Annotated in this window: 20 protein-coding genes and 1 pseudogene; 9 read left to right on the forward strand and 12 right to left on the reverse strand. The window is 44.4% G+C overall.

Annotated elements, in window-relative coordinates:
- Positions 1 to 173 precede the first annotated feature (173 nt).
- A complete protein-coding gene (locus ITG12_RS02420; RefSeq protein WP_038881715.1) occupies positions 174 to 1,016 on the forward strand; it encodes a hypothetical protein in 843 nt (280 codons plus the stop codon).
- Positions 1,009 to 1,542: a hypothetical protein gene (locus tag ITG12_RS02425; RefSeq protein WP_020197503.1), complete on the forward strand. Its 534-nt coding sequence runs from the start codon at positions 1,009 to 1,011 to the stop codon at positions 1,540 to 1,542. The genes ITG12_RS02420 and ITG12_RS02425 overlap by 8 nt, the downstream gene beginning before the upstream one ends.
- A gap of 14 nt (positions 1,543 to 1,556) precedes the next feature.
- On the opposite strand, the gene ITG12_RS02430 is transcribed toward ITG12_RS02425, so the two are convergent.
- Entirely contained in the window at positions 1,557 to 1,763 is a 207-nt protein-coding gene (locus ITG12_RS02430) for a hypothetical protein (protein ID WP_038867526.1), read from the reverse strand.
- 271 nt (positions 1,764 to 2,034) lie between these two features.
- Here ITG12_RS02430 and ITG12_RS02435 point away from each other — a divergent pair, with 271 nt between their 5' ends.
- Positions 2,035 to 3,555, forward strand: coding sequence for a DUF1254 domain-containing protein (locus ITG12_RS02435; RefSeq protein ID WP_248873520.1), 1,521 nt, complete (start codon positions 2,035 to 2,037; stop codon positions 3,553 to 3,555).
- 99 nt (positions 3,556 to 3,654) lie between these two features.
- Here ITG12_RS02435 and ITG12_RS02440 read toward each other — a convergent pair whose 3' ends face one another.
- The gene (locus tag ITG12_RS02440) at positions 3,655 to 4,557 is read right to left on the reverse strand and encodes a LysR family transcriptional regulator (RefSeq protein WP_248873522.1); all 903 of its coding nucleotides are present in this window, start codon (positions 4,555 to 4,557) and stop codon (positions 3,655 to 3,657) included.
- Between the two features lie 342 nt (positions 4,558 to 4,899).
- Between ITG12_RS02440 and ITG12_RS02445 the strand changes: the two genes are divergently transcribed.
- Positions 4,900 to 5,037 carry a hypothetical protein gene (locus ITG12_RS02445; protein ID WP_009704374.1) on the forward strand — a complete coding sequence of 46 codons (138 nt, stop codon included), beginning with the start codon at positions 4,900 to 4,902 and terminating at the stop codon, positions 5,035 to 5,037.
- Positions 5,038 to 5,100: 63 nt separating this feature from the next.
- On the opposite strand, the gene ITG12_RS02450 is transcribed toward ITG12_RS02445, so the two are convergent.
- Positions 5,101 to 6,864 (reverse strand): sigma-54-dependent Fis family transcriptional regulator, encoded by a 1,764-nt coding sequence (locus tag ITG12_RS02450; RefSeq protein ID WP_248873524.1) that lies wholly within the window; start codon positions 6,862 to 6,864, stop codon positions 5,101 to 5,103.
- A gap of 248 nt (positions 6,865 to 7,112) precedes the next feature.
- Between ITG12_RS02450 and ITG12_RS02455 the strand changes: the two genes are divergently transcribed.
- The 4 genes from ITG12_RS02455 (at position 7,113) to ITG12_RS02470 (ending at position 13,903) form a co-directional block, all read left to right on the forward strand.
- A complete protein-coding gene (locus tag ITG12_RS02455) occupies positions 7,113 to 8,633 on the forward strand; it encodes an aldehyde dehydrogenase family protein (protein ID WP_045481025.1) in 1,521 nt (506 codons plus the stop codon).
- Between the two features lie 270 nt (positions 8,634 to 8,903).
- Positions 8,904 to 9,674, forward strand: a complete 771-nt coding sequence (locus ITG12_RS02460; protein ID WP_042605586.1) for an efflux RND transporter periplasmic adaptor subunit — start codon at positions 8,904 to 8,906, stop codon at positions 9,672 to 9,674.
- Positions 9,671 to 12,718: an efflux RND transporter permease subunit gene (locus ITG12_RS02465; protein WP_248873527.1), complete on the forward strand. Its 3,048-nt coding sequence runs from the start codon at positions 9,671 to 9,673 to the stop codon at positions 12,716 to 12,718. The genes ITG12_RS02460 and ITG12_RS02465 overlap by 4 nt, the downstream gene beginning before the upstream one ends.
- Positions 12,719 to 12,931: 213 nt before the next feature.
- The gene (locus ITG12_RS02470; protein WP_038881706.1) at positions 12,932 to 13,903 is read left to right on the forward strand and encodes a TAXI family TRAP transporter solute-binding subunit; all 972 of its coding nucleotides are present in this window, start codon (positions 12,932 to 12,934) and stop codon (positions 13,901 to 13,903) included.
- A gap of 138 nt (positions 13,904 to 14,041) precedes the next feature.
- Here ITG12_RS02470 and ITG12_RS02475 read toward each other — a convergent pair whose 3' ends face one another.
- The 7 genes and pseudogenes from ITG12_RS02475 to ITG12_RS02505 form a co-directional block, all read right to left on the reverse strand.
- Positions 14,042 to 15,145: a porin gene (locus ITG12_RS02475; protein ID WP_248873529.1), complete on the reverse strand. Its 1,104-nt coding sequence runs from the start codon at positions 15,143 to 15,145 to the stop codon at positions 14,042 to 14,044.
- Positions 15,146 to 15,171: 26 nt separating this feature from the next.
- Positions 15,172 to 16,389 (reverse strand): aromatic amino acid transporter, encoded by a 1,218-nt coding sequence (locus ITG12_RS02480; protein ID WP_248873530.1) that lies wholly within the window; start codon positions 16,387 to 16,389, stop codon positions 15,172 to 15,174.
- A gap of 94 nt (positions 16,390 to 16,483) precedes the next feature.
- A pseudogene (tnaA, locus tag ITG12_RS02485) lies at positions 16,484 to 17,899 on the reverse strand (tryptophanase).
- A gap of 559 nt (positions 17,900 to 18,458) precedes the next feature.
- Positions 18,459 to 19,229: a sulfite exporter TauE/SafE family protein gene (locus ITG12_RS02490; protein ID WP_042601388.1), complete on the reverse strand. Its 771-nt coding sequence runs from the start codon at positions 19,227 to 19,229 to the stop codon at positions 18,459 to 18,461.
- Between the two features lie 153 nt (positions 19,230 to 19,382).
- Positions 19,383 to 20,909: a tripartite tricarboxylate transporter permease gene (locus ITG12_RS02495; RefSeq protein ID WP_248873532.1), complete on the reverse strand. Its 1,527-nt coding sequence runs from the start codon at positions 20,907 to 20,909 to the stop codon at positions 19,383 to 19,385.
- A gap of 20 nt (positions 20,910 to 20,929) precedes the next feature.
- A complete protein-coding gene (locus ITG12_RS02500; RefSeq protein ID WP_061035756.1) occupies positions 20,930 to 21,424 on the reverse strand; it encodes a tripartite tricarboxylate transporter TctB family protein in 495 nt (164 codons plus the stop codon).
- Between the two features lie 228 nt (positions 21,425 to 21,652).
- Complete coding sequence (locus ITG12_RS02505) at positions 21,653 to 22,630, reverse strand: tripartite tricarboxylate transporter substrate binding protein (protein WP_248873534.1); 978 nt, start codon at positions 22,628 to 22,630, stop codon at positions 21,653 to 21,655.
- Between the two features lie 283 nt (positions 22,631 to 22,913).
- Between ITG12_RS02505 and ITG12_RS02510 the strand changes: the two genes are divergently transcribed.
- Positions 22,914 to 23,312 (forward strand): GFA family protein, encoded by a 399-nt coding sequence (locus ITG12_RS02510; protein WP_039985485.1) that lies wholly within the window; start codon positions 22,914 to 22,916, stop codon positions 23,310 to 23,312.
- 157 nt (positions 23,313 to 23,469) lie between these two features.
- Here the strand turns inward: ITG12_RS02510 and ITG12_RS02515 are convergent, their stop codons facing one another.
- A complete protein-coding gene (locus tag ITG12_RS02515) occupies positions 23,470 to 23,919 on the reverse strand; it encodes a GNAT family N-acetyltransferase (protein WP_248873536.1) in 450 nt (149 codons plus the stop codon).
- 92 nt (positions 23,920 to 24,011) lie between these two features.
- Entirely contained in the window at positions 24,012 to 24,500 is a 489-nt protein-coding gene (locus ITG12_RS02520) for a prepilin-type N-terminal cleavage/methylation domain-containing protein (RefSeq protein WP_248873538.1), read from the reverse strand.
- Between the last annotated feature and the right edge of the window lie 233 nt (positions 24,501 to 24,733).

Below are 24,733 nucleotides of genomic sequence, written 5' to 3' on the forward strand. Positions count from 1 at the left end.
AAAAGGATGCCCAAGTGGCATCCTTTTTTATTACCTGCAATTCGTGAGAGAGATACTACTAAAACTAACAGTTTCACAATGATTTGAAGTCAAACACAGTTCTCACAAATGGAGAAGAACCTTTCAGCACTCTCCTTAAAATACTTCTCAACATCAGGTTTGGGAATAAGTGTATGGCAAGCGATAGATTTCAGTGTTTGAGCAAGAGAAACAAAAGTCAAAGAGATCAATGTCTAAAGTCTTTAGACATGCATGAAGTAGATATTTATGTACTAGACCAAAAGGGACTCGTCGATCTTTGGTTATTTGAAAAGAAAATGAAAGGGTTAAATGAACAGCAAATAACCGACTTAATAACGGGAATGGAGTTAGTAGAGGTTATCAGTGCAAAGGGAAGTTTAATACATGACTTATCTGCGTTTTATCTCTTAGCTGAGGACCTTAAGAAAGGTGGTTCAATACTAGGGAAGTATGAAATCACAAAGAAGGGAGCACAAAGTTATATTAGTTTTTCTGGCAACCATAAATTACGTAGTATTATCAAACAGTCAAGGTATTTATCCTCGAATGCACAGATGCTGGCTTTGGGGATAGGAAAACTTGGCTTAAAGGCTGCTGCAAAAGGTGGTGTGATCTTAACGGTTATTTATTCTGTGCCTTTCAGAACACTAGAACTTGCTCTCAAAAAAGACTACTTACTGTCTAACTGGGTTGTAAATGTTTCAACTGATATTGTAATAGCCGCTATTTCTGGAGTACTGGGCTATGTCGCTGGTGTAATGATTTCTGCTGTGACAACTACGGTATTAGTGCCAATAGGATTCGGTATCGCTGTCGCAGCAATCTTCGGATTATTTTTAGAGTATTTGGAGGGCGAATACCTAGTTAAAAAGAGACTGATCGCTCAGTTAAACAGTTTTGTTGAGGCTCAAGTAAAACATGAAAGCGAGATGAAGATTCAAAGATATAAATCAGCTCGAGCTATGAATCAGTTTCTAAGGTTTAACAATGGATGATACGCCAAGCATAAAAAAAGTTAGCCTGGTCGCTCTTGTTATCAGCTTGATTACATGTGGCATTGCTTTTACGTTGCTCAGTGATCATTTCGAATCTCTAAGCTTACAGGTTCAATTAGCTAAGCAATATCAAATAATCTACATTAATACGCGCTATGTAATCGTTATTGGCGCTAGTATCACTATTCTTGTAAGTTGTGTTTATGCCATATACAAAGCAAAGATAGGCAAAGCCGTGTCGACGGCATTAAGTCGTTCGCTTGAAGTTATGTTGTTGTCAGCAATAGCTCTAGCGTGGCCCGCTTCTCTTATAGAGCAAGAAAGATTAATTTCACTCGCGACAGGTCAAGGCTACTATGAATGCCCGTTATTTTCTTTAGCATCGAGTAAGCCGAGCATTGAGGTAATGGTCAGAGAGCCTGAGTTATGTCGAGATGAGACGATGTTGACTATGACCGAAGACGGCAACTTATATCAACTTGATGAAATAAATGCTTATCTGAAGTCTAGGAGCATTGTTCATTAGTACTCAAAGAGCGCCTAAGCGCTCTTTTCTTTTACATTGCCTTTTGGGTGATGGCCGAATTTGTCATTCAAGTAGAGAAGTGCACTGACGAAGAGAGCCACAACGGAAACCGTAAAGAGGGCATACATACTTAATACCCAAGCGAATGTGGCTGTCAGAAAGGCAATGAAGGAAAACATTCTGCTGAATGACATCACATGACCTAATTTTTTACTTTTCATAACGCCTCCCAGAGCTGAGTGGGTAGAGCCAGAGTGCTTTCACTCCGCATTTGTATTGTCTCTTTTTTGCTCAGAAGATACCCAAAAAGTAGGCTAAATATTTCTCAAAAAAGATTAAATATTGACCTAGTAGACAGTTTTTAATCGCCAATTGTTGTGAGTTTCATTGCATAATGCTTAGGACAGCATTTTTGATTCTGTTGAGCGTCAAAAATGATTTTTATCTTTGACTAAAGTAAATGCATCCCAACTGAAAACGCAGGAAACTCTTATGTTAAAGACTCAACTTAAACGTGTCGCATTGATTACCAGCCTATTGGTTTCATCATCAGTGATGGCAAGCACAGGCGCTTACAACACTGACATTCCATCAAGCATCATGACACCTGATAAGGTTGAAACCAGCATTGGTACTCTGAATTTCAAGGATGGCGTGCCAAGCCAACAAACCATGGATACGCTGTACAACAATCTCGATACCATGCGTGCGACAGAAGTGTTTATGAACGCGATTCCTATGGCCTCTATGGAAGCGTTGAGAGTCGGGCATGAGAAGATGGGGCTAACCAATTCAAATCAGGTGATGCTGTTTGATGATCTGATGGATTCAAACCCGCTATTTTTAACGGGTAACACGGATACGGTTTACGCATCGGCGTTTCTTGATCTAGAACGTGATGGTCCAACGGTTGTGGAAATCCCGCCGGGCATGGGGCCAACTACAGTCAACGATGCCTTCTTCCGTTTTGTGACTGATATGGGCGTTGTAGGTCCAGATAAAGGTCAGGGTGGTAAATACCTTATCTTGCCGCCAAATTACGATGGTCCAGTCCCTGAGGGTTACCATGTCTCCCAATCGACAAGTTATACCAACTGGTTTATTGCGCGTGGCTTCCTGAAAGACGGTAAAACCGATGCAGCGGTTAACTCATACCACACAGGTTTGAAGATTTACCCACTGGCGAAGAAAGGCGAACAACCGAAGATGGAATTCATCTCAGGTAGTGGCAAGTCTTTCAATACTATCCATGCGAACGACGACCATTTCTATGATGAAATCAAAACGGTGATCGACAAAGAGCCGATTGAATTCATCGACCCAGAAATGCGTGGTTTGATTGCGACTATCGGTATTCAGAAGGGCAAACCATTTGCACCAGATGCTCGCATGCAAAAGATCCTTGAAGATGGTGCCGCGATTGGTAATGCAACGGCACGTGCACTGATGTTCAACCCACGCACCGAGAATGCATATATTTGGAACGACCGTAACTGGAAAACCGCATTCATTGGCAACGATTATCAGTGGTTAATTGAAGAAGGTAACGGTGGACGAAATCTAGATGCACGTACCTATTTCTTCTACATGGCAACGGTTAACACGCCTGCAATGGCATTGAAAATGGTTGGTAAAGGATCGAAATACGCGATTGTCGATAAGTCTGCACAAGGCGAGTACTTTGATGGCGGCAAGAATTACAAGCTGACGATTCCTGCCAATGTGCCTGCGAAGAACTTCTGGTCTGTGGTGGCTTACGATACGCAAACACGTTCGGAGTTACAAACGAGCCAACTGTTCCCAAGCAAGAACGACAAACGTGATGAGATGATTGAGAACTCAGATGGCTCGATTGATTTGTACTTTGGTCCGAAAGCTCCAAAAGGCAAAGAAGCAAACTGGATTCAAACCGTACCTAACAAAGGCTGGTTCACCATCTTGCGAGTATATGGTCCACTAGAACCTTGGTACGACGGCACTTGGAAGCCAAGTGATATCACTGAGGTTAAATAAGATAAGAGCTTAAGTCCTAGAAGCTGAAGAAGTAAGCCGACCTGTTTATTGGTCGGCTTTTTTGTATTCGTTGACGATGTGGTAATTGAATTAAGTGGATTAGCTAAGCGCTCGTTTAATAAAGGCTTCTACTTGCGCAATGATTGGATGTTGGTAGAAGGCACGATGGTACTGAATACCTACGTCAAACATCATGGGTTTACCTTCCAACTTCAAAGGTAATCGACGAATGCCTGCGGGTAGCTCTTGGTCATCGATATACATACCGACAAATACATACGGGCTGAATTTGACGCAATCTAGCGCAGCACTCATGGAGGAGACAGTCAGCTTTTGTTCTAGATTCACGCCAGTCAACTTACGCATTCGCTCGTAATAAGCGCTCACATCGAGCGATCCCATTGAGACGCGCACAGTATCTAGGTTCTCCATATCACTCAGCTCTATTTCTTGCTGTTGACTGAGTGGGTGTTGATCATTGACGTAAGCGAAAATCGGCACTGAGCTGACTTTGCGTTCTACCATCCTTTCATTGAGTTCATTCGGAAAACCACCAATACCAATCGCGACAGCACCACGTTTGGGGTTTTCTATGCTTTCAATCGACCAATCAATAAAGGCGATCTTAGGCTTTTGCTCTTCTGTTGTGAGGGCGGTGACCAAAGGAATCGTCAACATGGCAGAAAGAGGATTGATAATGCTGAATAGGTATTCGTTCGCATGCTGATTCGCATTGTAGCTTTGTGCCAGTTGCGGTATCTGCTCAAGCTGTTCTAACGGCTCGCTTATGGCTTCACATAGCTGCTGGCAAAGGAGAGTGGGGGTGTAGAAGCCTTTCTCTGCATTGAACAGTTCGTTATCAAATCGCTGGCGACATTCGGCGAGCTGTCGAGTAAAAGTCGCTTTGCTGATGTCGAGGGTGTGACACACTTTCGCCTGCGTTTTTTGCTGGCTGAGTAGATAAAGAAAGCGATACAAATTTAAATCAATGGTATTTTTCACGAAGTAAGCGCCTCAAAACATTGAGCTTTAAGTATCAACGCCTCTCATCCTCTGTTCCAATAAAATCTGCATCATTTTTTTCTTTTGTGACATAGAGTTAGCTCGTAAGGGTATGGTGTATCAATACTGATATCGAAACTAAGATTACGTAAAAGATGAAAAACAGTGTTAGGTAAGCCCTTGATCTCCTCCTATAATTAGCATGCATATGGAGGATGTTTAGTAGACAAACATCCTCTATTTTTTGAAACCTACAACAAGGAACCGGCATAAGTCGTTTTTGCTGGTGTTGTTTACATTTACCAAGAAGGTGATTTAACACTATTAATTGAGGTTCTTACGATGACTCTTAACAAGTACTTTGTTTTCATTCCGGCAGATATGGATCAGGAAACGCACAAGGAACAGAAAGTGAATTCTGAAACGGAAACTCAACGTCAGGCATTAGTAAAACAGGCGCAGCAAGAAGGCGGACTGTAAGGCTAGGTTTCAAAATAAGAAGAGCACCCCAAGAGGTGCTCTTTTTTTATTTCTCACACTTCATCATTTCAGCATACCAAGGCTTTTGAGCTTGCGATAAATGGTATTGCGGCTCAGACCCAACATGCGTGAGGTTTTACTGATGTTGCCTTGGTTTGCTTGGTAGGTTTTCACCAGCTTATCTTCCACAGTCGTACGCATGTCTCTGGTTTTTGACGTATCCACTTGTTCGATAGCGTTTGTTTGGCTTAGCTTTTTGGCAAGGTGGTTCGGTACGTGGCTGAGCTCGAGTTGCGTTTCTCCTTGCGCCATCAAGGCTGACACTTTGATTAAGCTGTCGAGCTCACGCAGATTCCCCGGCCAACCATAGCCCAACATTAATGACAGTAGGTGAGGGCAAATGCTTTGTTCAGACTCGGCGTGACGACGATGAATGTTCTCAATCAGCGCTTGTTTGTCGCTACGCTCTTGGAAACGAGGCAATTCGACGATGAGTCCGTTCAGGCGGTAATAAAGATCCTGACGAAATTCACCTTGTTCGACTAATCGCTCTAAGTCTTTGTGTGTTGCAGCGATGATTTGTGTATCCACTTGAATGGTTTGGTTTGAGCCGACAGGCAACACGGTTTTGTCTTGGAGAACATGCAGCAGTCGGCTTTGCGCTTCTAATGGTAAGTCTGCGATTTCATCTAAGAACAAGATGCCTTTGTGCGCTTGACGGATCTTACCTTGGTAGCCTTTGTTGTTTGCTCCGGTGAAGGCACCTGCGACATAACCAAACAGTTCGGATTCGACCAAGTCTTTCGGTAGCGCACCACAGTTCACGGAAACCAAGGGGCCGTTTTTTCTCTGGCTGTTTTTATGCAGAGCTTTAACGAACTCATTTTTACCTACGCCCGTCTCGCCAAGGATCAACAAGCTAATGTCTTTATCGATAACGCGATTGGCTTGCTGCCAACAGTGCTCGACGGTGGTGTCGCCGTAATGCAGGTCATTCGAGGCAGAAATGGCACGGGATGATGCTTTTCGCTCCGATAGTGGCTGAGTTTTAAAGACTAAAGATTGATTATTAGAAGAACTGTCGAGTATTGAGGCGAGTTGCTGTCCAACAACGTTAGTTTGATCCAGCAGTTGTGAGGCAACTTGGTTATGAGCCAGAATCTGACCCTCTTCATTGGCAATGATGATGCCTTGCCAACCGCTATTGAGCAGACCTTTCTCACAAGCTAAATCAACTCGAATATGCCCTTGAGGAATTTGGTTGAGCAGTTGATTCTCCACTTGTTGAACCATGTTTTGCACTAAGACCTGCGTTGAAAAGTCATGCTTCTTTTGTTCACTGGTGATGTCCAGAACCCCAATCAAGTGACCCAAATGATCAAAGATAGGGCTTGCTGAACAACTGATGAAACGGTGATGTTGTATGAAGTGCTGGTCACCAATCACAGAGACCGGTTTTGCTTCCACTAATGCTGTACCAATGGCATTCGTACCTTTTAGGTTTTCTTGCCAGCATGCACCAGAACTGAGTGCAATCTCGGTCAACTTTTCGCGGAATTTGGGTTGTCCCCAGCTACCGATGATCACGCCATCTGCATCGGTCAATATTAGGCGACTGTCGCTGTGCGCAAACAACTGGTTAAACAAGGGAAGAGCGAATTGTTTGACCGCATCGATCAAGAAATTGAGCTGGTGGCGTCTGTCTTCAAGAAACGCGGAAGTTACGCGAATATCGTCTGGCCGACGTCGCTGTTTTAAACCGGCTTGCTCACTTCTATCCCATGAAGTGGAAAGCCAATTGCTGTTGGTAATGTGTTGAAGTTCCATGACTGTACCATTTTGTCACAGTGAGGGTGTGCCATTTTGGAACACTTGAACACTGGTGTTCACACCATACATCCGCTCAAACGTCACTCACTTGGTTTGTTATCGCTTGGTAATCATAGTTTTACATTTAATTAACAACAAGACGCACGTTGTTGGCATGTGACTTGAGTAATGAAGTGAACAACACAACAGAGTTGAACACTCGGTTGTTTAAAACAAAAAACTGAACGAGAACAAAAGGAAGAGTTATGATTTATGCACAGCCAGGTAGTGAAAATGCCATCGTTAATTTCAAATCGCATTACGACAACTACATCGGTGGCGAATGGGTAAAACCAACGGGTGGTGAATACTTTGACAATACATCGCCAATCAATGGCCAAGCGTATTGTAAGGTGGCTCGTTCTGGAGAAGCAGACATCAATCTTGCACTGGATGCTGCACATGGCGTAAGAGCGCAATGGGCGAAAACCAGTGTGACTGAACGTTCGAACATCCTACTTAAGATTGCAGATCGCGTTGAGCAACACCTTGAAGAGTTGGCTGTGGCAGAAACATGGGAAAACGGCAAACCCGTCCGTGAAACGCTAGCCGCAGACTTACCTTTGGTCGTCGACCATTTCCGCTACTTCGCAGGTTGTATCCGCGCTCAAGAAGGCAGTGCGGCCGAGTTAGATGAGCATACCGCAAGTTATCACTTCCCTGAGCCGATTGGGGTAGTTGGGCAGATTATCCCTTGGAATTTCCCAATGTTGATGGCGGCTTGGAAGTTGGCTCCAGCGTTGGCTGCGGGCTGTTGTGTTGTGCTAAAACCTGCCGAACAAACGCCGACTTCGATTCTCGTTCTCATGGAGAAAATCGGTGATCTTCTGCCCGCTGGCGTAGTGAACGTAGTCAATGGCTTTGGCTCAGAAGCAGGGCAAGCACTAGCGACCAGTAACCGAATCGCTAAGTTGGCATTTACGGGTTCAACAGAAGTCGGTAACCATATTCTGAAATGTGCCGCAGAGAACCTTATTCCATCGACGGTTGAGCTTGGTGGTAAGTCTCCGAACATCTACTTCCCAGATGTGTTTGATCATGAAGACGAATATCTAGATAAGTGTATTGAAGGCACTTTGCTTGCGTTCTTCAACCAAGGCGAGGTGTGTACCTGTCCATCACGTGTGTTAGTGCATGAGTCTGTGTACGACAAGTTTATCGCTAAAGTTGCGGAGCGCGCGCAGACAATCAAGCAAGGTAACCCACTCGATACCGATACTCAGGTTGGCGCTCAAGCCTCGCAAGAGCAGTTCGATAAGATCCTAAGTTACCTAGAAATCGGTCGTCAAGAAGGTGCGAAAGTCGTGTTTGGTGGCGATGTAGCGAAACAAGAAAACGACTTGGAGCAGGGCTACTACATTCAACCGACTTTATTACAAGGTCACAACAAAATGCGCGTATTCCAAGAAGAGATCTTTGGCCCGGTCATCGCAGTGACCACCTTTAAAGATGAAGCGGAAGCACTAGCGATTGCCAATGACACAGAATATGGCTTGGGTGCGGGTGTGTGGACGCGCGACCAAAACCTCGCTTATCGCATGGGGCGAAATATCGAAGCAGGGCGTATTTGGATTAACTGTTACCACGCATACCCAGCACATGCTGCGTTTGGTGGTTACAAGAAATCGGGTATCGGTCGTGAAACCCATAAGATGATGCTCGATCACTACCAGAATACGAAAAATCTGCTCATTAGCTACGACGTCAATCCGCTAGGCTTCTTCTAGAGTAAAGATAGAAAACACTTTAATTAGAAAGCCCTGAATCATTCAGGGCTTTGCTCATCTCTGAAAACCCAGTCATAACGACTCACTTTTTTTCCACACCGTCACTGATAATTTATATATCAAGCATCAATGAATAAATGCGTTAACTGTTGGCTTTGCTTTTGGTTAATGCCTTATTAAACATCAATGGCTTGTATGTTCAACTCAGTGGTTCCTTTCGGACAGAACAATTACACAAGTCATTTGGTTCATCGGAAATGAGATAACTAAATGAAAAAAAGATTCGTACTAATACCCTTGTTTCTCCTATCAGGTGCAGCTCATGCGGCGAGCGAGTATGTCGTTGGTCAATTGATTCCTGAAAAAAGCGTCGTGGTAAAAAGTGAAGTCGTCGGCGTGGTGGATTCTTATCGCTACGATAACGGTGATGTTGTGACTCAAGGGCAGGAGCTTTTATCTTTATCCTCAGAAGATTATGCATTGAGTTTGGACTTAGCCCGTAACGAGTTAGAGGTGAGTCGTGCTGAGTTGGATATTCAAGAGAAACAACTAAAACGTTATCAATCTTTGCTGACCAGCAATGGCGTCTCGGCAAGTGACGTGGACAACCAAATTCGTGTGACTAACATTGGTCGAGCTCAATTCAACGTAAGCAATACTCACTACAAAATTGCCGCACGAACATTGGATAAAGCCTCTCCAGATGCGCCTTTTGATGGAGTGATCATCAATCGCTCTGTTGAGTTAGGCCAGTTCATTTCGGTGGGCGATGCGCTCTTTACCATTGCAGATATGGAACGATTGAAAGTGCGTTTTCACCTGTTAGAAATTGATTTCAACAAGTTCAGTAAAGGCGAGAAGGTTAAGGTCGAAGTGCCTTCCGTTGAGCAAACACTAGATGGCACCATCACCTTGCTTTCTCCTGCTTTCCAAAACAGTGAACCGGGCTTCCTTGTCGAAGTGACGGTCGATAACGCCAACGGCGAGCTTAATCCGGGCATGGAATCGTACGTGTATTTCAATGATCAGGAGGCACTGTGAATTTCTTCTTAGATTTGCTCTCTCATCGAAAGTTTGCGTCTAAAATCCTGACCATTTTGATCATCAGCATTGGTGCCCTCACTGCCTACAATCTTCCCCTTGCTGAGAAGCCTCGATTTGACTTAGGAAAAGGCGATATCGTCACGGTTTATCCTGGTGCCAGTACGAAAGACATTGAAAGCAACATCACCAGTAAAATTGAGAAAGAACTGCTGTCTATTTCAGGTTTGAAAGAGTTTACCTCTACGTCGGAAACGGGCGTCTCAAACATCAGCGTGGTGTTGGACAGCAATGTTTCTGATCCGAATGCGGTTTACCAAGACATTCGAGATGCTCTGGCAAGGGTTACGGATTTACCTGCTGGTGTGACCGAAGCACCAGCGTTGTCGATCAAAAAGTCGTACAGCTTGGATTTCATGGTGGTCGGTATCTCTGGCGATGTTGGTTATAAGGCACTGCGAGATAAAGCCAAAGACCTAGAGTTGGCTCTGCGACGCGTCGAGGGGATTGGTGAAGTTTACACTGTCGATTTGCGTGCACCAGAATTCTTAATCCAACTCGAACCAATTTCTTTAAGACGCTACGGCTTAACATTGGATCAAGTGGCGGCATTGATTGCAGAGCGTAATACGCTGATCAGCGGTGGTCGTCTGGAAACCTTAAAGAACAACCCTGAACTGATGACCTCTGCCGAGCTGGATAGCATTGAAGAACTGCGTGAAATGTTCATCTCATTCAGCCCGAATATTCAGCTCAAAGACGTCGCAGGTCTTATTGAGGATGGGTTTGAAAAAGGTGAGGTTTATGGCTCAATCAACGGTAGCAAGAGCATTCTTTTTGACTTAAGAACTAATGAAAGCGCGGACGTTATTAGCACCTCTAACGCGGTGAAAGCTCTGATTGCAAATCAGCAAAATCTACTCGGTGACAAATACACTATCGCCATCGGTTCTGATTTGTCTGAGGACATCCAAGAGAAAGCGCGCATCGTGCAAGACAACGGCTTGGTTGGACTTGGTTTGGTGCTGATTACGTTGGCACTTTTCCTAGATAGACGCATTGCATTTTGGGTCGCAGTTTCTATTCCAGTATGTATCTTTGGCACGTTGGCTTTGCTGCCTCCTTTCGGCCAGATACTCGACGTGTTCACGATGTCCGCCTTAATTCTGATTGTCGGAATAATTGTCGATGATGCCGTGGTGGTGAGCGATAAAATTGTGGCATTAGTTGAAGAGGGTTATCCGGTTGATAAGGCCGTCACACAAGGGGTGAAGAGTGTATTCCCAGCGGTGTTGGCAAGCATTTTATCGACCATGATTGCCTTTATACCTTTGCTTTTCTTGCCGGGAAACAGCGGCAAATTGGTGTATGTGATTCCGCTTACGGTCATCATTGCGTTGTGCTTTTCGTTTATCGACGCGCTGTTCTTTATTCCTGCTCATTTAAAAGGCATTTTGAGTAAGAAGAGTCAGGTAAAGAAAAAGCCATTTTTAGATTTAAGCGCACTGAATCGTTTAATTGAATTTGTCATTCGAAACAGCGAGGTCGCGTTGCCATGCATTACAGTCGTGATTCTGACTTTAGGAGCCATTTCATATAAGAGCTTAAGCTTCTTATTCTTCCCAACAGACGGCGCGTATTTGATAGAAATCAGTGCTGAGTCGAATCCAGAGTTAGATTTGGATGACGTCTGGAAAGAAACACAACAGCTCGAAGCGCTGATCAAAAGCACTGAAGAGGTGAACTATTGGTATGGCGAAGTGAGCTCACCAAATAGCTATTGGGTGATTTCATTGACGCCACCAAACAGCCGAACAAGAACCGCAGAACAAATCGTCGAAGAGTGGGAAGAGAAAGCCACGCAAATTACTGGGTTGGCTCAAATTGAGTTCGATATTGATGGCGGCGGCCCTCCGGTAGGGCGTCCGGTGGATTTGCGTGTTGTTGGCGGTACGGATGAAGGGCGCGAAAAGCTTGCTAATGACCTGACAGCGTACATTGAATCATTAGAAGGGACGAGCCGAGTACGACGTGATTTAAATGCACCAGCACCACAGATTCAAGCTGAGCTGCAGCATCATTGGCTCAAGTACTACGGCATCAGTGCCAACAAGGTCGGGGATATCATAAAGTTTGCGATTGACGGTCAACGCGTGACGCGGATCTTTAATGGTGAAGAAGAAGTGTACTTCCGAGTCGCGCTAGAAGAAGACGACAAATCCTTAAAAGAACTGGATAACATTCTAGTTCGTGCCAGCAATAACAAGCTGGTGCCATTAAGTGAGTTGGTTCGCTGGAAAAATGCCGATGCAGAAGCGCAAATCAAACACTTCAATGGTGAGCGAGTGATTCGTGTGTCGTCCGGTGTCGATTCGACTGTGACCGATCCTGTTGCCGTTTTTTCTGCGGTTCAAGAAGCCTTTGCCAATAAAGAATACGGCGGCGCTTCTATCATCGCGACAGGGCAGATCTTAGAAACACAAGAAGCGCAACAAGGCTTTATGATCGCGATTAGCGTGGCGTTTATTGGTATTGCGTTGCTTCTGATTCTTCTGTTTGACCGAATGCGCGAAACCTTGATTGTATTGACGGTGATTCCATTTGGCATCGCAGGCGCGCTGTTCATTCTTTGTTTACATAATCAGGTGCTGAGCTTTTTCTCGATAATCGGGATGATTGCCTTGATTGGTATTATGGTGAACAACAGCTTGGTGCTGATTTGGCATTTCAAAGAACACGAAGCGGAATGTAACGACACTAACTTGTTGGAGTTTGTCATTCGTGGAACGCAAAGCCGCGTAAGGCCAATCACCTTAACTACAATCACAACCGTTGCAGGGCTTATCCCACTTGCGTATGGCTTGGGTGGTTACGATAATTACATGTCACCGATGGCGCTGGTGGTTGGTTGGGGCTGCGTGATCTCGATGATCGTCACGCTTACCGTGATTCCATCCATTTATCTATGGACACACAGGAAAGGGAATCAAAGTGCATCCGCAGTCAATGACAACAGCAAGGAGAGAACCTTAGCGACCGACTAAGTACGCTTGAAACACCGAACAGCCCGCAGGCAAACTCTGCGGGCTTTTTACTTTGGACTAAAACTAAAGTCGTACGCGGTTCATAATTGCTTACCGATCAATGCCTTTTACGACGTGGTGATAATTCTCAGGATGTGATCTCGAACGTTATCAACTTGTTAACGGTTGCTATACTTATCTGGCCATAAACAAAGGAAAAAATAAGGACGTTCAATGTTAAAGCTCAAGCAAATTGCTGTCGCGGCTTCTCTGGCTGCACTAAGTGCAAGTTTTTCAGTTTCTGCTAAAGATACGTTCGTAACCATTGGTACGGGCGGTGTAACTGGCGTGTACTACCCAACAGGTGGTGCTATTTGTCGTTTGGTGAACAAATCACGTGCTGACCATGGCATCCGTTGTTCAGTAGAAAGTACCGGTGGTTCTATCTACAACATCAATACCATTCGTGCAGGTGAGTTGGATTTAGGTATCGCTCAGTCAGACTGGCAGTACCATGCTTATAACGGTACGAGCAAGTTTGAAGATAAAGGACCTTTCAAAGAGCTTCGTGCTGTGTTCTCTGTACACCCAGAACCGTTCACCGTTGTGGCTCGTAAAGACGCGAACATTCAATCGTTTGATGATTTGAAAGGTAAACGCGTTAACATCGGTAACCCTGGCTCTGGTCAGCGCGGCACGATGGAAGTGCTGATGAAAGAGTACGGCTGGACGAATGACGATTTCAAACTGGTGTCTGAGTTAAAAGCATCAGAGCAGTCTAAAGCACTGTGTGACAACAAGATCGACGCGATGATCTACACAGTAGGTCACCCAAGTGGTGCGATTAAAGAGGCGACTACCTCGTGTGACAGTAACATCGTAACGGTAGCTGGCCCACAAGTTGAGAAGTTGGTTTCTGATAACAGCTTCTACCGTATCGCAAACGTACCGGGTGGTATGTACCGCGGTTCAGAAAGCGATGTACAAACCTTTGGTGTAGGTGCGACGTTTGTTTCTTCAACGGCAGTGCCAGACGAAGTGGTTTACAACGTAGTGAAAGCGGTATTCGAGAACTTTGATGATTTCCGCCGTCTACACCCAGCATTCGCCAACTTGAAGAAAGAAGAAATGGTGAAAGATGGTCTATCTGCGCCGCTTCATCCAGGTGCTGAGAAGTACTACAAAGAAGTGGGTTTGATTAAGTAATTTCACTTAGAACTAATAAAAACGCCATCGTAATTTGCGATGGCGTTTTTGTTTGTGTGCTATCTGAACTTGTTGTTATTGAAGTATAAAGTAGAGGCTAATATTCAATACCTTTAGAGGTGGGTTCTCGAACGCTATTTAGAATGCGTAAATGATCGTCATTCCGCTAAGCGTGTCGTCTCTTTTTCCTGCTCCTAATCCATCTTCTTCTGTTGCTCTTACTTCCCCTGAAATGATGAATTGTGGTGTCGCGTGGTAGCTGATGCCGAATGAGTAGACATTGCGATTGCCGTTTACCTGTAGCGTTGAGTCATCGAAATCTACGTTAGATAGGTAAATGTAAGGACGAATACCCATTGCGAAGTAGTAGTGTACGTATACGTCATAGGCATTTGCATCAGCGTAAAGGTTGGGTTTACCTGTTGGCGCTGTACCATCAAATCCGTAACCAAACAAATCGGTTTCGTGTGCATTTTCCCCGATCGTATAGGCTGCCGATATTTGGAAGCCTTGGTTTACGTACTTTGCGGCAAGAGTCGTTAGTTCTTGCGAATCACCATCATTTAAACCACCAGAGCTACCTTCCACTTTGTTGCGCATATAGGTAGTACCAAGGCTCAGGCCGGAATCAAAATCGTAACTTAGCGCGAGTGCTAGGTTGTTATCCCTAGTCAGCCCACCCATTTGATTGCTCACGTTATTGAAGCCGTATTGAGCTGATAGGTTCAATGCATCAAAGCTATTACGATAAACGACAAGGTTATCACCGCGTGCCGTCGCTAAAAAACCACCGTCTTTTCCATCGCTGAATAGTGGTGTTGCGTCCGGATCAAAAACAATGAGGTTGTCCATGTATCCCGCTATGTCGTAATAAGCAGAATATTGCTTACCAATTCGTAAGCTACCCAACTCAGTGTGGTTGACGGATATGTAACCCAAACGACTACGGAATTTATCTCCATTTTTATTTCCAAATTCATTCGATGGTGGATTCAGAATCGTGTCCCATTCGAACTTAACGTCCGTAGACCACTTGTCATTGAGGGTACGTGCTACACCAATGTTCAATGTACTGCGACTTGTGTTAAAGAAGTGGTCAAGAAAATGAACAGGTTGGAAGTAGTCCATGAGAAATGCACCACCAATATCGACTTTGTTTACTTCGTCTTCATAAACAGTTACCGAATAAGCATTGTTAGAAAGTAGAACCGTAGAAGCGACAATAAGTAACTTAGTTTTCATCTTAAACTCCATTTCAAAATCTCTGTTTATTGGTTAATAAGGGTGGGTAGGAGATCCATCATCGACATGAAGTGGAAGGTGGCAGTAAGCAGACCAAACAGAAGCACCATGACGATCATTGTGTTGCCAAACGGGGTTTTAAATCCTTCTTGTCCACCTTCGAGTTGACGAGTTTTATAAACAAGTAAGGCCGGGATAAAACAAGTCCATATGGTTGCGGCAGCGCCTGCGTATCCAATTGCTATGACGAATCCAAATGGGAATAGTAGGGATAAGATGAGTGGTGGAAGAAAGGTTACGAGACACGTTTTGGTTCGGTCTTGCCGCGTATCTGAAAACTTGAAAAAGTCAGCAAGGTAATCAAATAGCCCTAGTCCCACACCGATAAAAGAAGAAAGAATCGCAGCCATTGAAAAGGCGTTAATCGCGTTGGACACCTTATCTGAGTCAATGACGGAATCTAACGCGGCAAGTAGTGTTTCGACGTTTCCGCCTTGCTCGATTACGGGAATAAACTCAGAACGAGGTAAGTTGCCATTAATACTCACTAGCCAAAGCACGTAGAGTGTAAACGCGATGCTTGTACCGCCGAGAATCGCCAACTTGGCGTGGTACTCACATTTGTAATAAGCACGCATAGTCGCTACCGAATGATGGTAACCGAAGGAGGTTAACGCTACGGGTAGCATCGCTAAAGCAAAAGGCGCGTAATTTGTTTCTTTACTGATATGGTCAAACAATATGTTGGTATCAATATTTATCGCTAAACCTGATACACCAAATATAAAACTCAATATCATGAAGATAATCAGAATGACTGAAATTCTGTCTACCGCTCGTGTTGAATGCCAAACAAATAAAGAAAATATAGCGACAAATAAAACAGAGGAAACTTTACTGTTAATACCAAGGATACCTTCAATGATCAGACCTGATGATGTTATATAAGCATAAAGTAATATGCCTCCAACAAAATAAACTGCGATATTATTTAAAATATTTAATCTATTGCCAAGAACGTCTTGCGTGACAGTATTAAAAGATACTTTTAAATCATATCGCTTAAAAGATTCTAAAAGCATCCATCCTGATATTGTCATCATGATCATGGTTACTAAAATGGCAATAATACTCCAGGTTGTCCAAGCGCCGGCTCCAGCACTTGGTAATCCGAGCATTCCTGCACCTACGCAAACACTTGCAATTATACAAGCGCCGCCAAATAAGGACGGTTTCTTTTCCATGTTTATATTCCTGTAAATGAAATGAATAAACTCAAACCAAATAACGTGTAAGAAAGGAATCTCGCGCATCTAATTATCGATGCGCGAGTGTCTTTTAGACCTCTTTTAAGCGAGCAGTAAAGTGACGTAGTACTTTTGGTTCATAAGTGAAATTCAAGCCTTTTACGTTTTGAGCGTTCTCTTTCACTTTTTGGAAAGCTTCTATGACAAAGTCCATATGGGTTTGCGTGTAAGTAGCGCGAGGAATGGTAAGACGTAACAGTTCTGCGGGACACGGATGTTGTATGCCGGTAGCGGGATCTCTGCCAAGCAACAAAGAACCGATTTCAACCGCACGGATGCCCGCTACTTTATACAGTTCACAGGCGAGCGCATGAGCGGGAAACTGCTCTGAAGGAATGTGTGGGAGTAATTTTCCGGCGTCAACAAATGCTGCATGGCCGCCCGCTTGTTGGCAGACTACGCCAATGGCTTCTAAGCCATCCACCAAGTATTGGACTTGTCCAATGCGGTATTCCAACCACTCAGTGCGCATGCCATCATACAATCCCACGGCAAGGCGTTCCATGGCACCGCCTTCTAAGCCGCCGTAAGTAGGAAATCCTTCTTGCACGACACACAAAGTTCGGCTCTCGGTATACACATCCATCATTGAGTCATCTTTGAAACACAACAGACCTCCCATTTGTACCATTGCATCTTTTTTCGCAGACATCGCAAGGGCATCAGCGTATTTGTAAGTTTCTTTGGTGATCTCTGCGATGGTCCAGTCTTTATATTCAGGCTCACGCTGTTGTACAAAGTACGCGTTCTCGGCGTAACGTGCAGAATCCATGATGACAGGGATGTCGTAGCGTTGAGCTATCTCATAAACGGCTTTTAGGTTGGCGATAGAAACAGGCTGACCACCGGCTGAGTTACATGTAATAGTGCTGACAATTTAAGGGACGTTTTCTGCTCCCGCCTCTAATATTGCGTGTTCTAATTTCTCTAGATCAAAGTTACCTTTGAAGTCAGCAGTGACGGACGTATCGAACGCCTCTTCGGTATAAACGTTTTTGGCAACGCAGCAATTCACTTGCGTATGGCCTTGCGTTGTATCGAAGAAGTAATTGGATAGGGCCACCATTTTTGAGCGATCTAAGCCTTTTTCCTGCTCACGCTTTTTGATGAGTATTGGGATGTAAATCTGCTCTGCACCGCGGCCCTGGTGGGTCGGGATGGTCAGTTCATAGCCGAAAATGTCTTTAACCGCGTTGGCTAGGGCATAGTAACTACGACTTCCGCTATACGCCTCATCACCCATCAACATTGCAGCTTGCATTTGTTGGGTAATAGCACCAGTACCACTGTCGGTGAGTAGGTCGATAAACACATCTTCACTATCGAGCAGGAATGGGTTCATGCCTGCTTTTTGAATGGCTTGTTCTCGGTATTCACGTGTGGTGGTTTTTACTGGTTCTACGACGCGAATGCGGAATGGTTCTGGCAAATGTTTAAAGTTTTCCATAATTAAGTCTCTTATTTTATATAGACGTGCGAAGCTAGCCTTTAATATTTTTATATTTAATAAAGGAAGTGCTAAGAAAATAAATGTAATAAGGATCGACTAACCTTCTTACCGATGGTTAGTAAGATGAGACTAGAGAATAGAAAAAAGAGGTAGGACAGATAGTTTAAAGTCGTTGGTGTACCAAGCTATTGAGCTTGACCATAACTTTTCTTGGATCTGAATATACTTCATATTTAATCCTGTGAGTTATAGTGGTTAGACACATTATTATGCTTACATAACTAATATAAATTAAAAATGTAAACGTGCAATAATTGTGAGGTTGTTAATGTATATACTGAGAAAATGTTATATACGTTCACATAATAAATCCGTGATTATGCAAGGAGTTTCTATCCAGATTTTTTAACTTATAATGCTTTAGTTGGTGTTTTTTAGTATGAACAACTTTAATTTAATGAGTAGTTAAGGTTTACATAATTAACTTGTTTCTAATGTTTTCTAAAGAAATAGCAATTGATTGCGTATTAAAATGTTAGCAATAGCCATGTTCTTTTTACATATATACATCGATAAAAAAGTAGATAGTGATGGCGATAGAAGAAAGGGCAACAAAGCCTTTTACGTGGCTGGGATTCAACTGGCGAGACACACGTGCTGCCAAGTAGCCGCCCACTAATGTGCCAACCATAACAACGCTGCCTTTGGTCCAATCGATTGAACCGTTGGCCACAAAAATCACGATGGCAATCAGGGAAACACAGGTCGAAACCAGCAGCTTAAGCCCGTTCATTAAGTTGATGTCTTGGTGTCCTGCAACCACTAAATAACTCAACACGATCACGCCTAGTCCCGCGTTAAAGAAACCACCGTAGGCCGAAACTCCAACTAAAAGCAGGCTCAAAGCTATTACGCCTAAAATGCCAGCGTGTTTGGTCTCCTTGGTCAGAGATTTAATCAACGCAGTCATGCGTGAGCCAGTTAAAAAGAGTACGGTTGCAAATAACAGTAGCCATGGAATTGCTTCAAGAAAAACAGATTCTGGCGTATTCAGCAGAAGATACGCACCGACAGCGCCACCAATCAAACTGAAAGAGATAGTGAAAGCCAGTTCTTGCTTGTTCTTCATGATTTCTTCGCGAAAGCCGATTGCACCACTGATGTAACCTGCGCAAGAAGCATAAGTATTCGTCGCGTTCGCCATGATGGGAGGCACACCAACCGCCATCAATGCAGGGAAGGTAATGAAGCTACCACCACCGGCGACGGAGTTCATGATCCCACCAACGACGCCAGCAGCAAACAAGAGAGCAAATTCCAGCAGCATAAAAGGTCCTTTTTGTTTTTATAATTTTTGTTTCTTAACGGTTAACACTACGCAACTCACCCAAAGAAATAAAGTAGCGATTAGTCCAAGAAAAAAGCCACCGCAGAGGGTGGCTTGGTTTCAAAGGTCTATCTTGAGGGAGAGATAGAATGCTTATTGCTCAACTTTCACTGGCTGTGCTTTAAGCTTTTGAAAGAGTTTTACAAGCAGTGGACTGCCAAGTACCAATACCGCAAGCACTGTGAATGTGAGTGTGATTGGGCGTTCCCATAAGAAGCTCAGTTCACCGTCGGAAATCATCAATGCACGGCGCAGGTTCTCTTCCATTAATCCACCAAGGATAAAGCCAAGCAACAGCGGTGCGAGAGGGAAGTTTGCCAGCCTTAGTGCGATGGCAGCCATTGCCACAAGCAACATCACAAACACGTCCATGGTGTTGAAAGAAACCAGATACACACCGGTGATAGAGAAGAACAGAATCATCGGCAGCAACACGGTTCTTGGTACGGCCAACAGCTTTGAGATGTATGGGATCAGCGGTAGGTTAAGAATCACCAACACAATGTTGCCGAAGTACATGGAGATAATTACCGACCAGAACACATCTGGGTGCTCAACAAACAGACGAGGGCCCGGCTGAATACCGTAAGCGATTAACGCTCCTAGCATGATTGCGGTTGTACCAGAGCCCGGGATACCAAGGGTTAAAAGAGGAACGAAAGAACCACTAGATGCTGCGTTGTTCGCTGACTCCGGAGCAACCAAACCTCGGATGCTGCCTTTACCAAACTGTTCTTTTTTATCCTTTGGAGCAAGGTTACGTTCCATGCCGTAACTTAAGAAGGCGGCAATGGTTGCACCTGCGCCCGGAAGCACACCAGTAAAGAAGCCAAGGATCGAAGAGCGAATAGAAACCGGTGCCACTTCTTTGATTTCTTCCTTGGTGACTTTCATCGAACCAATGTTGCTCAGCTTATCTTGTTCCTCATCACGAGTGTCCTCAGAAGGCTTCAAAATGCCCATCAACGTTTCACCCAGCGCAAAGGTCGCCATTGCTAACAATAGGAAGCTGAAGCCGTCCATTAAATCCGTTAGACCAAAGGTGAAGCGTTCAACACCGACGCCTTTATCAATACCGACAGTAGACAACATCAAACCTAGAATTGTCATCATCCATGCTTTGATCACTTGTCCTTTGCCAGCGAAGGCAGCCACTGCGGATAAGCCAAGAAGCATTAGCGCAAAGTAGTCTGAAGATTGGAAGCTTAGCGAGACGTTAGCCAATGCTGGTGCAGCCACAAGCAGCATGATTGCTGAAAGCGTGCCACCAGTGAAAGAAGAGTAAGCCGCCAGCGCAAGTGCTTTACCTGCTTGTCCTTTCTGTGCCATTGGGTAGCCATCAAACGCGGTGACTACGGTTGAAGAACAACCCGGCGCGTTGATAAGAATAGAGGAAGTTGAGCCACCAAATACCGCACCATAGTAAACACCTGCCATCAGAATCAAACCCGAAGACGGATCCAAACCATAGGTGATAGGGATCATCAGAGCGATGGCAGAAATAGGACCAAGCCCCGGTAGCATGCCGATAAACGTACCGACAAAACAGCCAACAACCACCATCATGATGTTCATTGGCATCACGGCGGTGGATAAACCTTGTAGAATTCCATCTAACATAATTCAGTCCTTTCTTTTGACTACCAGATGGTGAAAATCAGACCAGGCTCAAGGTAGATATCCAGACCTTGAGTGAGCAACAAATAAAACGCGATAACGAACGGGAATGAGGCTCCAAACAACACAGATTTACGTCGTTCGCCAAGAAGGTAAAAGCCCGCAAGCAGGAAGAATCCTGTCGCTAATACAAAGCCGATGTAAGTCAAACCTACGCCATAAAGCGCCATCAAAACTAAAAAGGCGATGAGCAGCTTCCAGTTGAATGACATCACAGCGCCGCTTTGTTTATCGGGCTGACCAGTGACCAATAGCATTAGCGCTAAACCAATCCCGACGTAGGTCAGAATGGTCGGTAAGGTGCGAGCCGTGAAGGGTTCGTATTCATCCCCGGGAAAGAGAGGGATTTGCGTAGTTTGGTAGCCATAGCATAGGCAAAACAACAAAAAGATCATCGCGCCGACACGATCGCGGCACAACAAATTCTCTTTGGTAAAAATATTGGTTGAATGAGACATATCCAACTCCTAGAACAACAGGAAAAGACCGTATATGGGCGTTAATGAAGAAGGACTAAGTCATTAACAATTAAGCGCATCGCTGCTAGTCGAGTTACTTAGTGTTTACCAATCAATAAACAAAGGAGTTTTTACTTGTCGATTATCGACAATGCCCATATACGGTGAAATTAGAGTGCAAATACAACTGGGGCTAGGGATAGCTAACCCCATAAACTCGGATGGGAGTTATTGCTTCTTCAGGAAACCTAACTCGCGCATTAGATCGCCCATTTGCTGCTCTTGTTCTTCTAGGAACGCGAAGAACTCTTTATCCGCTTTGTAGTTGTCAATCCAACCATTGCGGTCACGAACAACTTGCCATTCGTCCGTTTTGTACATCTTGCTCAGAGCTGCGTTCCATTCGTCGAGCTTGGCTTGGCTTGTGCCAGGAGCTGCAAAGAAACCACGCCAGTTCGCGAATACAGTCTCATTGCCATATTCTTTCAGGGTAGGGATGTTTGGTGCTGCGTCTAGACGTTTTGGTGCCGTAATCGCCAGTACTTTTACCTGACCAGATTTCGACATCTCTAGCACTTCGCCAAGACCGGTTGAAAGCAATTGTGTTTCGCCAGATAGAAGTGCAGCCATTGCTTTGCCGCCGGCATCGTACGCGATGTAGCGAACTTTACGCGCGTCAAAGCCTTCACCTTTAAATGCGGCCGCGACGACTAGGTGATCCATCGAGCCACGAGCAGAACCGCCAGCGATTTTTACTTTACGTGGGTTAGATTCGAAATCTTTGACCACATCTTCCCATGTGTTGTATTTCGATTCCGCGGAAGTCACGATAGCGCCGTAGTCAGCAATCGTTGCGGCTACTGGCGTTAGATCTCGGAAAGATTGCGGGAAGATCCCCGTCAGTGAGCGAACAACGATTGGGGTGGAGTTGACCATTAGCGTGTCAGGTTGGCGCTCAGCGGTTTCGATGAGGTGCGCAATGGCTTTACCACCACCGCCACCAGAGAGGTTTTGGAAAGAGACATTCTCAACGATGTCGGATTTAACCAGAACATCACCTGTGCCACGAGCTGTCATATCCCAACCGCCACCAGCACCACCAGGGATTAGGAAATGGAGTTTTTCAACATCAGCAGCAAAAGCGTGGAAAGAAAATGAGGCTGCAATGATGGATGCGGCGAGCGTTGGTTTGAGTACCTTTAACATGTTTCACGTTCCTTATGTTGGTGACTCTCTTGTTTTGAAGAGTCTTATTATTTGTTCTCCTAACGAGGTAGGGAGACTCGCTAGTGATGAGCTAAAGGTTAATAAGGTGTTAACGTGATGTCTCTAATGCGTAGATAAAGAGAATATTGAGCATAAGCGACATTTTGTTCATAAAGTTCACGCAAACATGCGGCCAGAGAATGTGGTGAAAGACTAGGTTGGTCACATCAATTAAGAGTCTAAAACCGCCATAATGATGGAGATTGAATAGGGAGGAACAGCGATGAAAGGAACATGTTTATGTGGCGCTATTGAAGTGACCGCACCTCAACACAATGAAGTGAGCTTTTGTCATTGCGATATGTGTCGAAAGTGGTCAAGTGGGCCTCTGCATGCGGTGCATTGCGGCCCCGGTGTGACATTTAGTGGTGCTGAGCCTAAACGTTATCAATCATCCCAATGGGCAGTACGAGGTTTTTGTGCTGAATGCGGCACGAACATCTATTACCATTTATTGGCAACGGATGAATACATTCTTTCCGCCGGGTTATTTAATGAGCCAGATTTCAAATTGAGTTTAGAAATATTCACCGATGAGAAGCCCGCGTACTATGATCTGCAGCCACACAGCAAGAAAATGACAGCTCAAGAAGTGTTTGACCAATATGCGCCAGAAGAGTAGGTAATCATGAAGTTTCTTTGGTTAAAGATATTACTGACGGTAGCGGTATTTGCTGGTTTGTTTTTGATTGTCTATCAGCAAGTACAAAGTGGCGTAAGTTGAACATAAAAAGCCGAGTGAACTCGGCTTTTCGCTTTTTGCTCACGTGTACGTTTGATTACTTAAGCATGTGAACATAGTTATAAAACTCGACATCGCGTACGTAACCGTGTTTCTCATACACAGATTGAGCGGCTTTGTTGTCTATGCCTGTGCTTAACATAACAAAGGCAGAGTTAGTCTCTTTTGCCAGTTGGTCTGCTTGTTCCAATAAGCGTTCACCAATCCCTCGCTTTCTCTGGGATGAATCCACGTACAAATCGTAGAGAAGCCAAATCTTTTTCATTTCTAACGAACAGAAGAGTGGATAAAGCTGCGCAAAACCAAGCGTTTGCCCACTTTCATCAGTCGCGTAGTACACGACTGATTCTTCATTCTCAATACGAGCTTTGATAAAAGCCTCGGGATCTTTACCTGAAACATCGACTTGGTAGAACTCAAGATACTTCATGTAAAGAGAGGCAATTTTCGCAACGTCAGAGGCGTCTGCTTTTTTTACAACGATCATAATAAAACCTCAAAGGCATACAGGACGTTAGCAAGCATACGCCTAATGTGCAGTAAGGCTTTCCGGTAATCTAATCTCTCTAAAATGATGAGCTAACAATAGTCGTAGAATTTACTCACTTTCAGCTCATCCATGGCCACGATGCCTTCTACATCGAAAGCCGTGAAAGGACGATGAATATTGATAAAACAGCCTGCATCTCGGATTTGTTGCAGGGATTTCTCCTTACCTAAATAGACCAGCAATGAGGGTGTTTCCGTCGAGCCCATATTGGCAAGATTAAACCCATCGATTTGCATTGCATTCGCCACGTTAAAATCATCCAATGCGAGTGAACCCATTCGAATATAAATGTCATGATCTGACAGTTTTGCCAAAGATTCCTTTTCAACGCCTTGTATTTTGGCCTTGGTCATCACGACCTCATTGGTGGCATGAAAAGCACCAACGAAAGCTTCTAGGGTATTGATTCGAGCCTCGCGTTGCATTTGCATCATCTTAGGTGCAGAAAACAGTCCAATGATCGCCAGTACCACAACCGCAACCACCACTTCCGTTAGGGAGAATCCTTTTTGTTTCATAGAGATTTCTTATAAATGGGGAGTAACACAAAAGAGGCGTCATAGTACCGAGCGAGGTGCTCGGGATAAATTTGAGATGAACGATTGTTTCAACAGATAAAACCTATCAGGGCTTCTTTTCACCCAAATACAAGCGATGCTTTTTTCTTATTTTCACGACAAGCAGTGTGTCTTTATTCCCACTAGTATAAATATTGAGCTTATTAGAAAGGTGGTGTCGATGTAGGTGTTGT

This window comes from Vibrio sp. ED002, from assembly GCF_023277445.1.
Classification (GTDB): domain Bacteria; phylum Pseudomonadota; class Gammaproteobacteria; order Enterobacterales; family Vibrionaceae; genus Vibrio; species Vibrio jasicida.

Coding starts and splice junctions, on each gene's coding strand:
- ITG12_RS02420 (WP_038881715.1), top strand. CDS start 174: ATGGCAAGCGATAGATTTCAGTGTTTGAGCAAGAGAAACAAAAGTCAA.
- ITG12_RS02425 (WP_020197503.1), top strand. CDS start 1,009: ATGGATGATACGCCAAGCATAAAAAAAGTTAGCCTGGTCGCTCTTGTT.
- ITG12_RS02430 (WP_038867526.1), bottom strand. CDS start 1,763: ATGAAAAGTAAAAAATTAGGTCATGTGATGTCATTCAGCAGAATGTTT.
- ITG12_RS02435 (WP_248873520.1), top strand. CDS start 2,035: ATGTTAAAGACTCAACTTAAACGTGTCGCATTGATTACCAGCCTATTG.
- ITG12_RS02445 (WP_009704374.1), top strand. CDS start 4,900: ATGACTCTTAACAAGTACTTTGTTTTCATTCCGGCAGATATGGATCAG.
- ITG12_RS02450 (WP_248873524.1), bottom strand. CDS start 6,864: ATGGAACTTCAACACATTACCAACAGCAATTGGCTTTCCACTTCATGG.
- ITG12_RS02455 (WP_045481025.1), top strand. CDS start 7,113: ATGATTTATGCACAGCCAGGTAGTGAAAATGCCATCGTTAATTTCAAA.
- ITG12_RS02460 (WP_042605586.1), top strand. CDS start 8,904: ATGAAAAAAAGATTCGTACTAATACCCTTGTTTCTCCTATCAGGTGCA.
- ITG12_RS02470 (WP_038881706.1), top strand. CDS start 12,932: ATGTTAAAGCTCAAGCAAATTGCTGTCGCGGCTTCTCTGGCTGCACTA.
- ITG12_RS02475 (WP_248873529.1), bottom strand. CDS start 15,145: ATGAAAACTAAGTTACTTATTGTCGCTTCTACGGTTCTACTTTCTAAC.
- ITG12_RS02480 (WP_248873530.1), bottom strand. CDS start 16,389: ATGGAAAAGAAACCGTCCTTATTTGGCGGCGCTTGTATAATTGCAAGT.
- ITG12_RS02490 (WP_042601388.1), bottom strand. CDS start 19,229: ATGCTGCTGGAATTTGCTCTCTTGTTTGCTGCTGGCGTCGTTGGTGGG.
- ITG12_RS02495 (WP_248873532.1), bottom strand. CDS start 20,909: ATGTTAGATGGAATTCTACAAGGTTTATCCACCGCCGTGATGCCAATG.
- ITG12_RS02500 (WP_061035756.1), bottom strand. CDS start 21,424: ATGTCTCATTCAACCAATATTTTTACCAAAGAGAATTTGTTGTGCCGC.
- ITG12_RS02505 (WP_248873534.1), bottom strand. CDS start 22,630: ATGTTAAAGGTACTCAAACCAACGCTCGCCGCATCCATCATTGCAGCC.
- ITG12_RS02510 (WP_039985485.1), top strand. CDS start 22,914: ATGAAAGGAACATGTTTATGTGGCGCTATTGAAGTGACCGCACCTCAA.
- ITG12_RS02515 (WP_248873536.1), bottom strand. CDS start 23,919: ATGATCGTTGTAAAAAAAGCAGACGCCTCTGACGTTGCGAAAATTGCC.
- ITG12_RS02520 (WP_248873538.1), bottom strand. CDS start 24,500: ATGAAACAAAAAGGATTCTCCCTAACGGAAGTGGTGGTTGCGGTTGTG.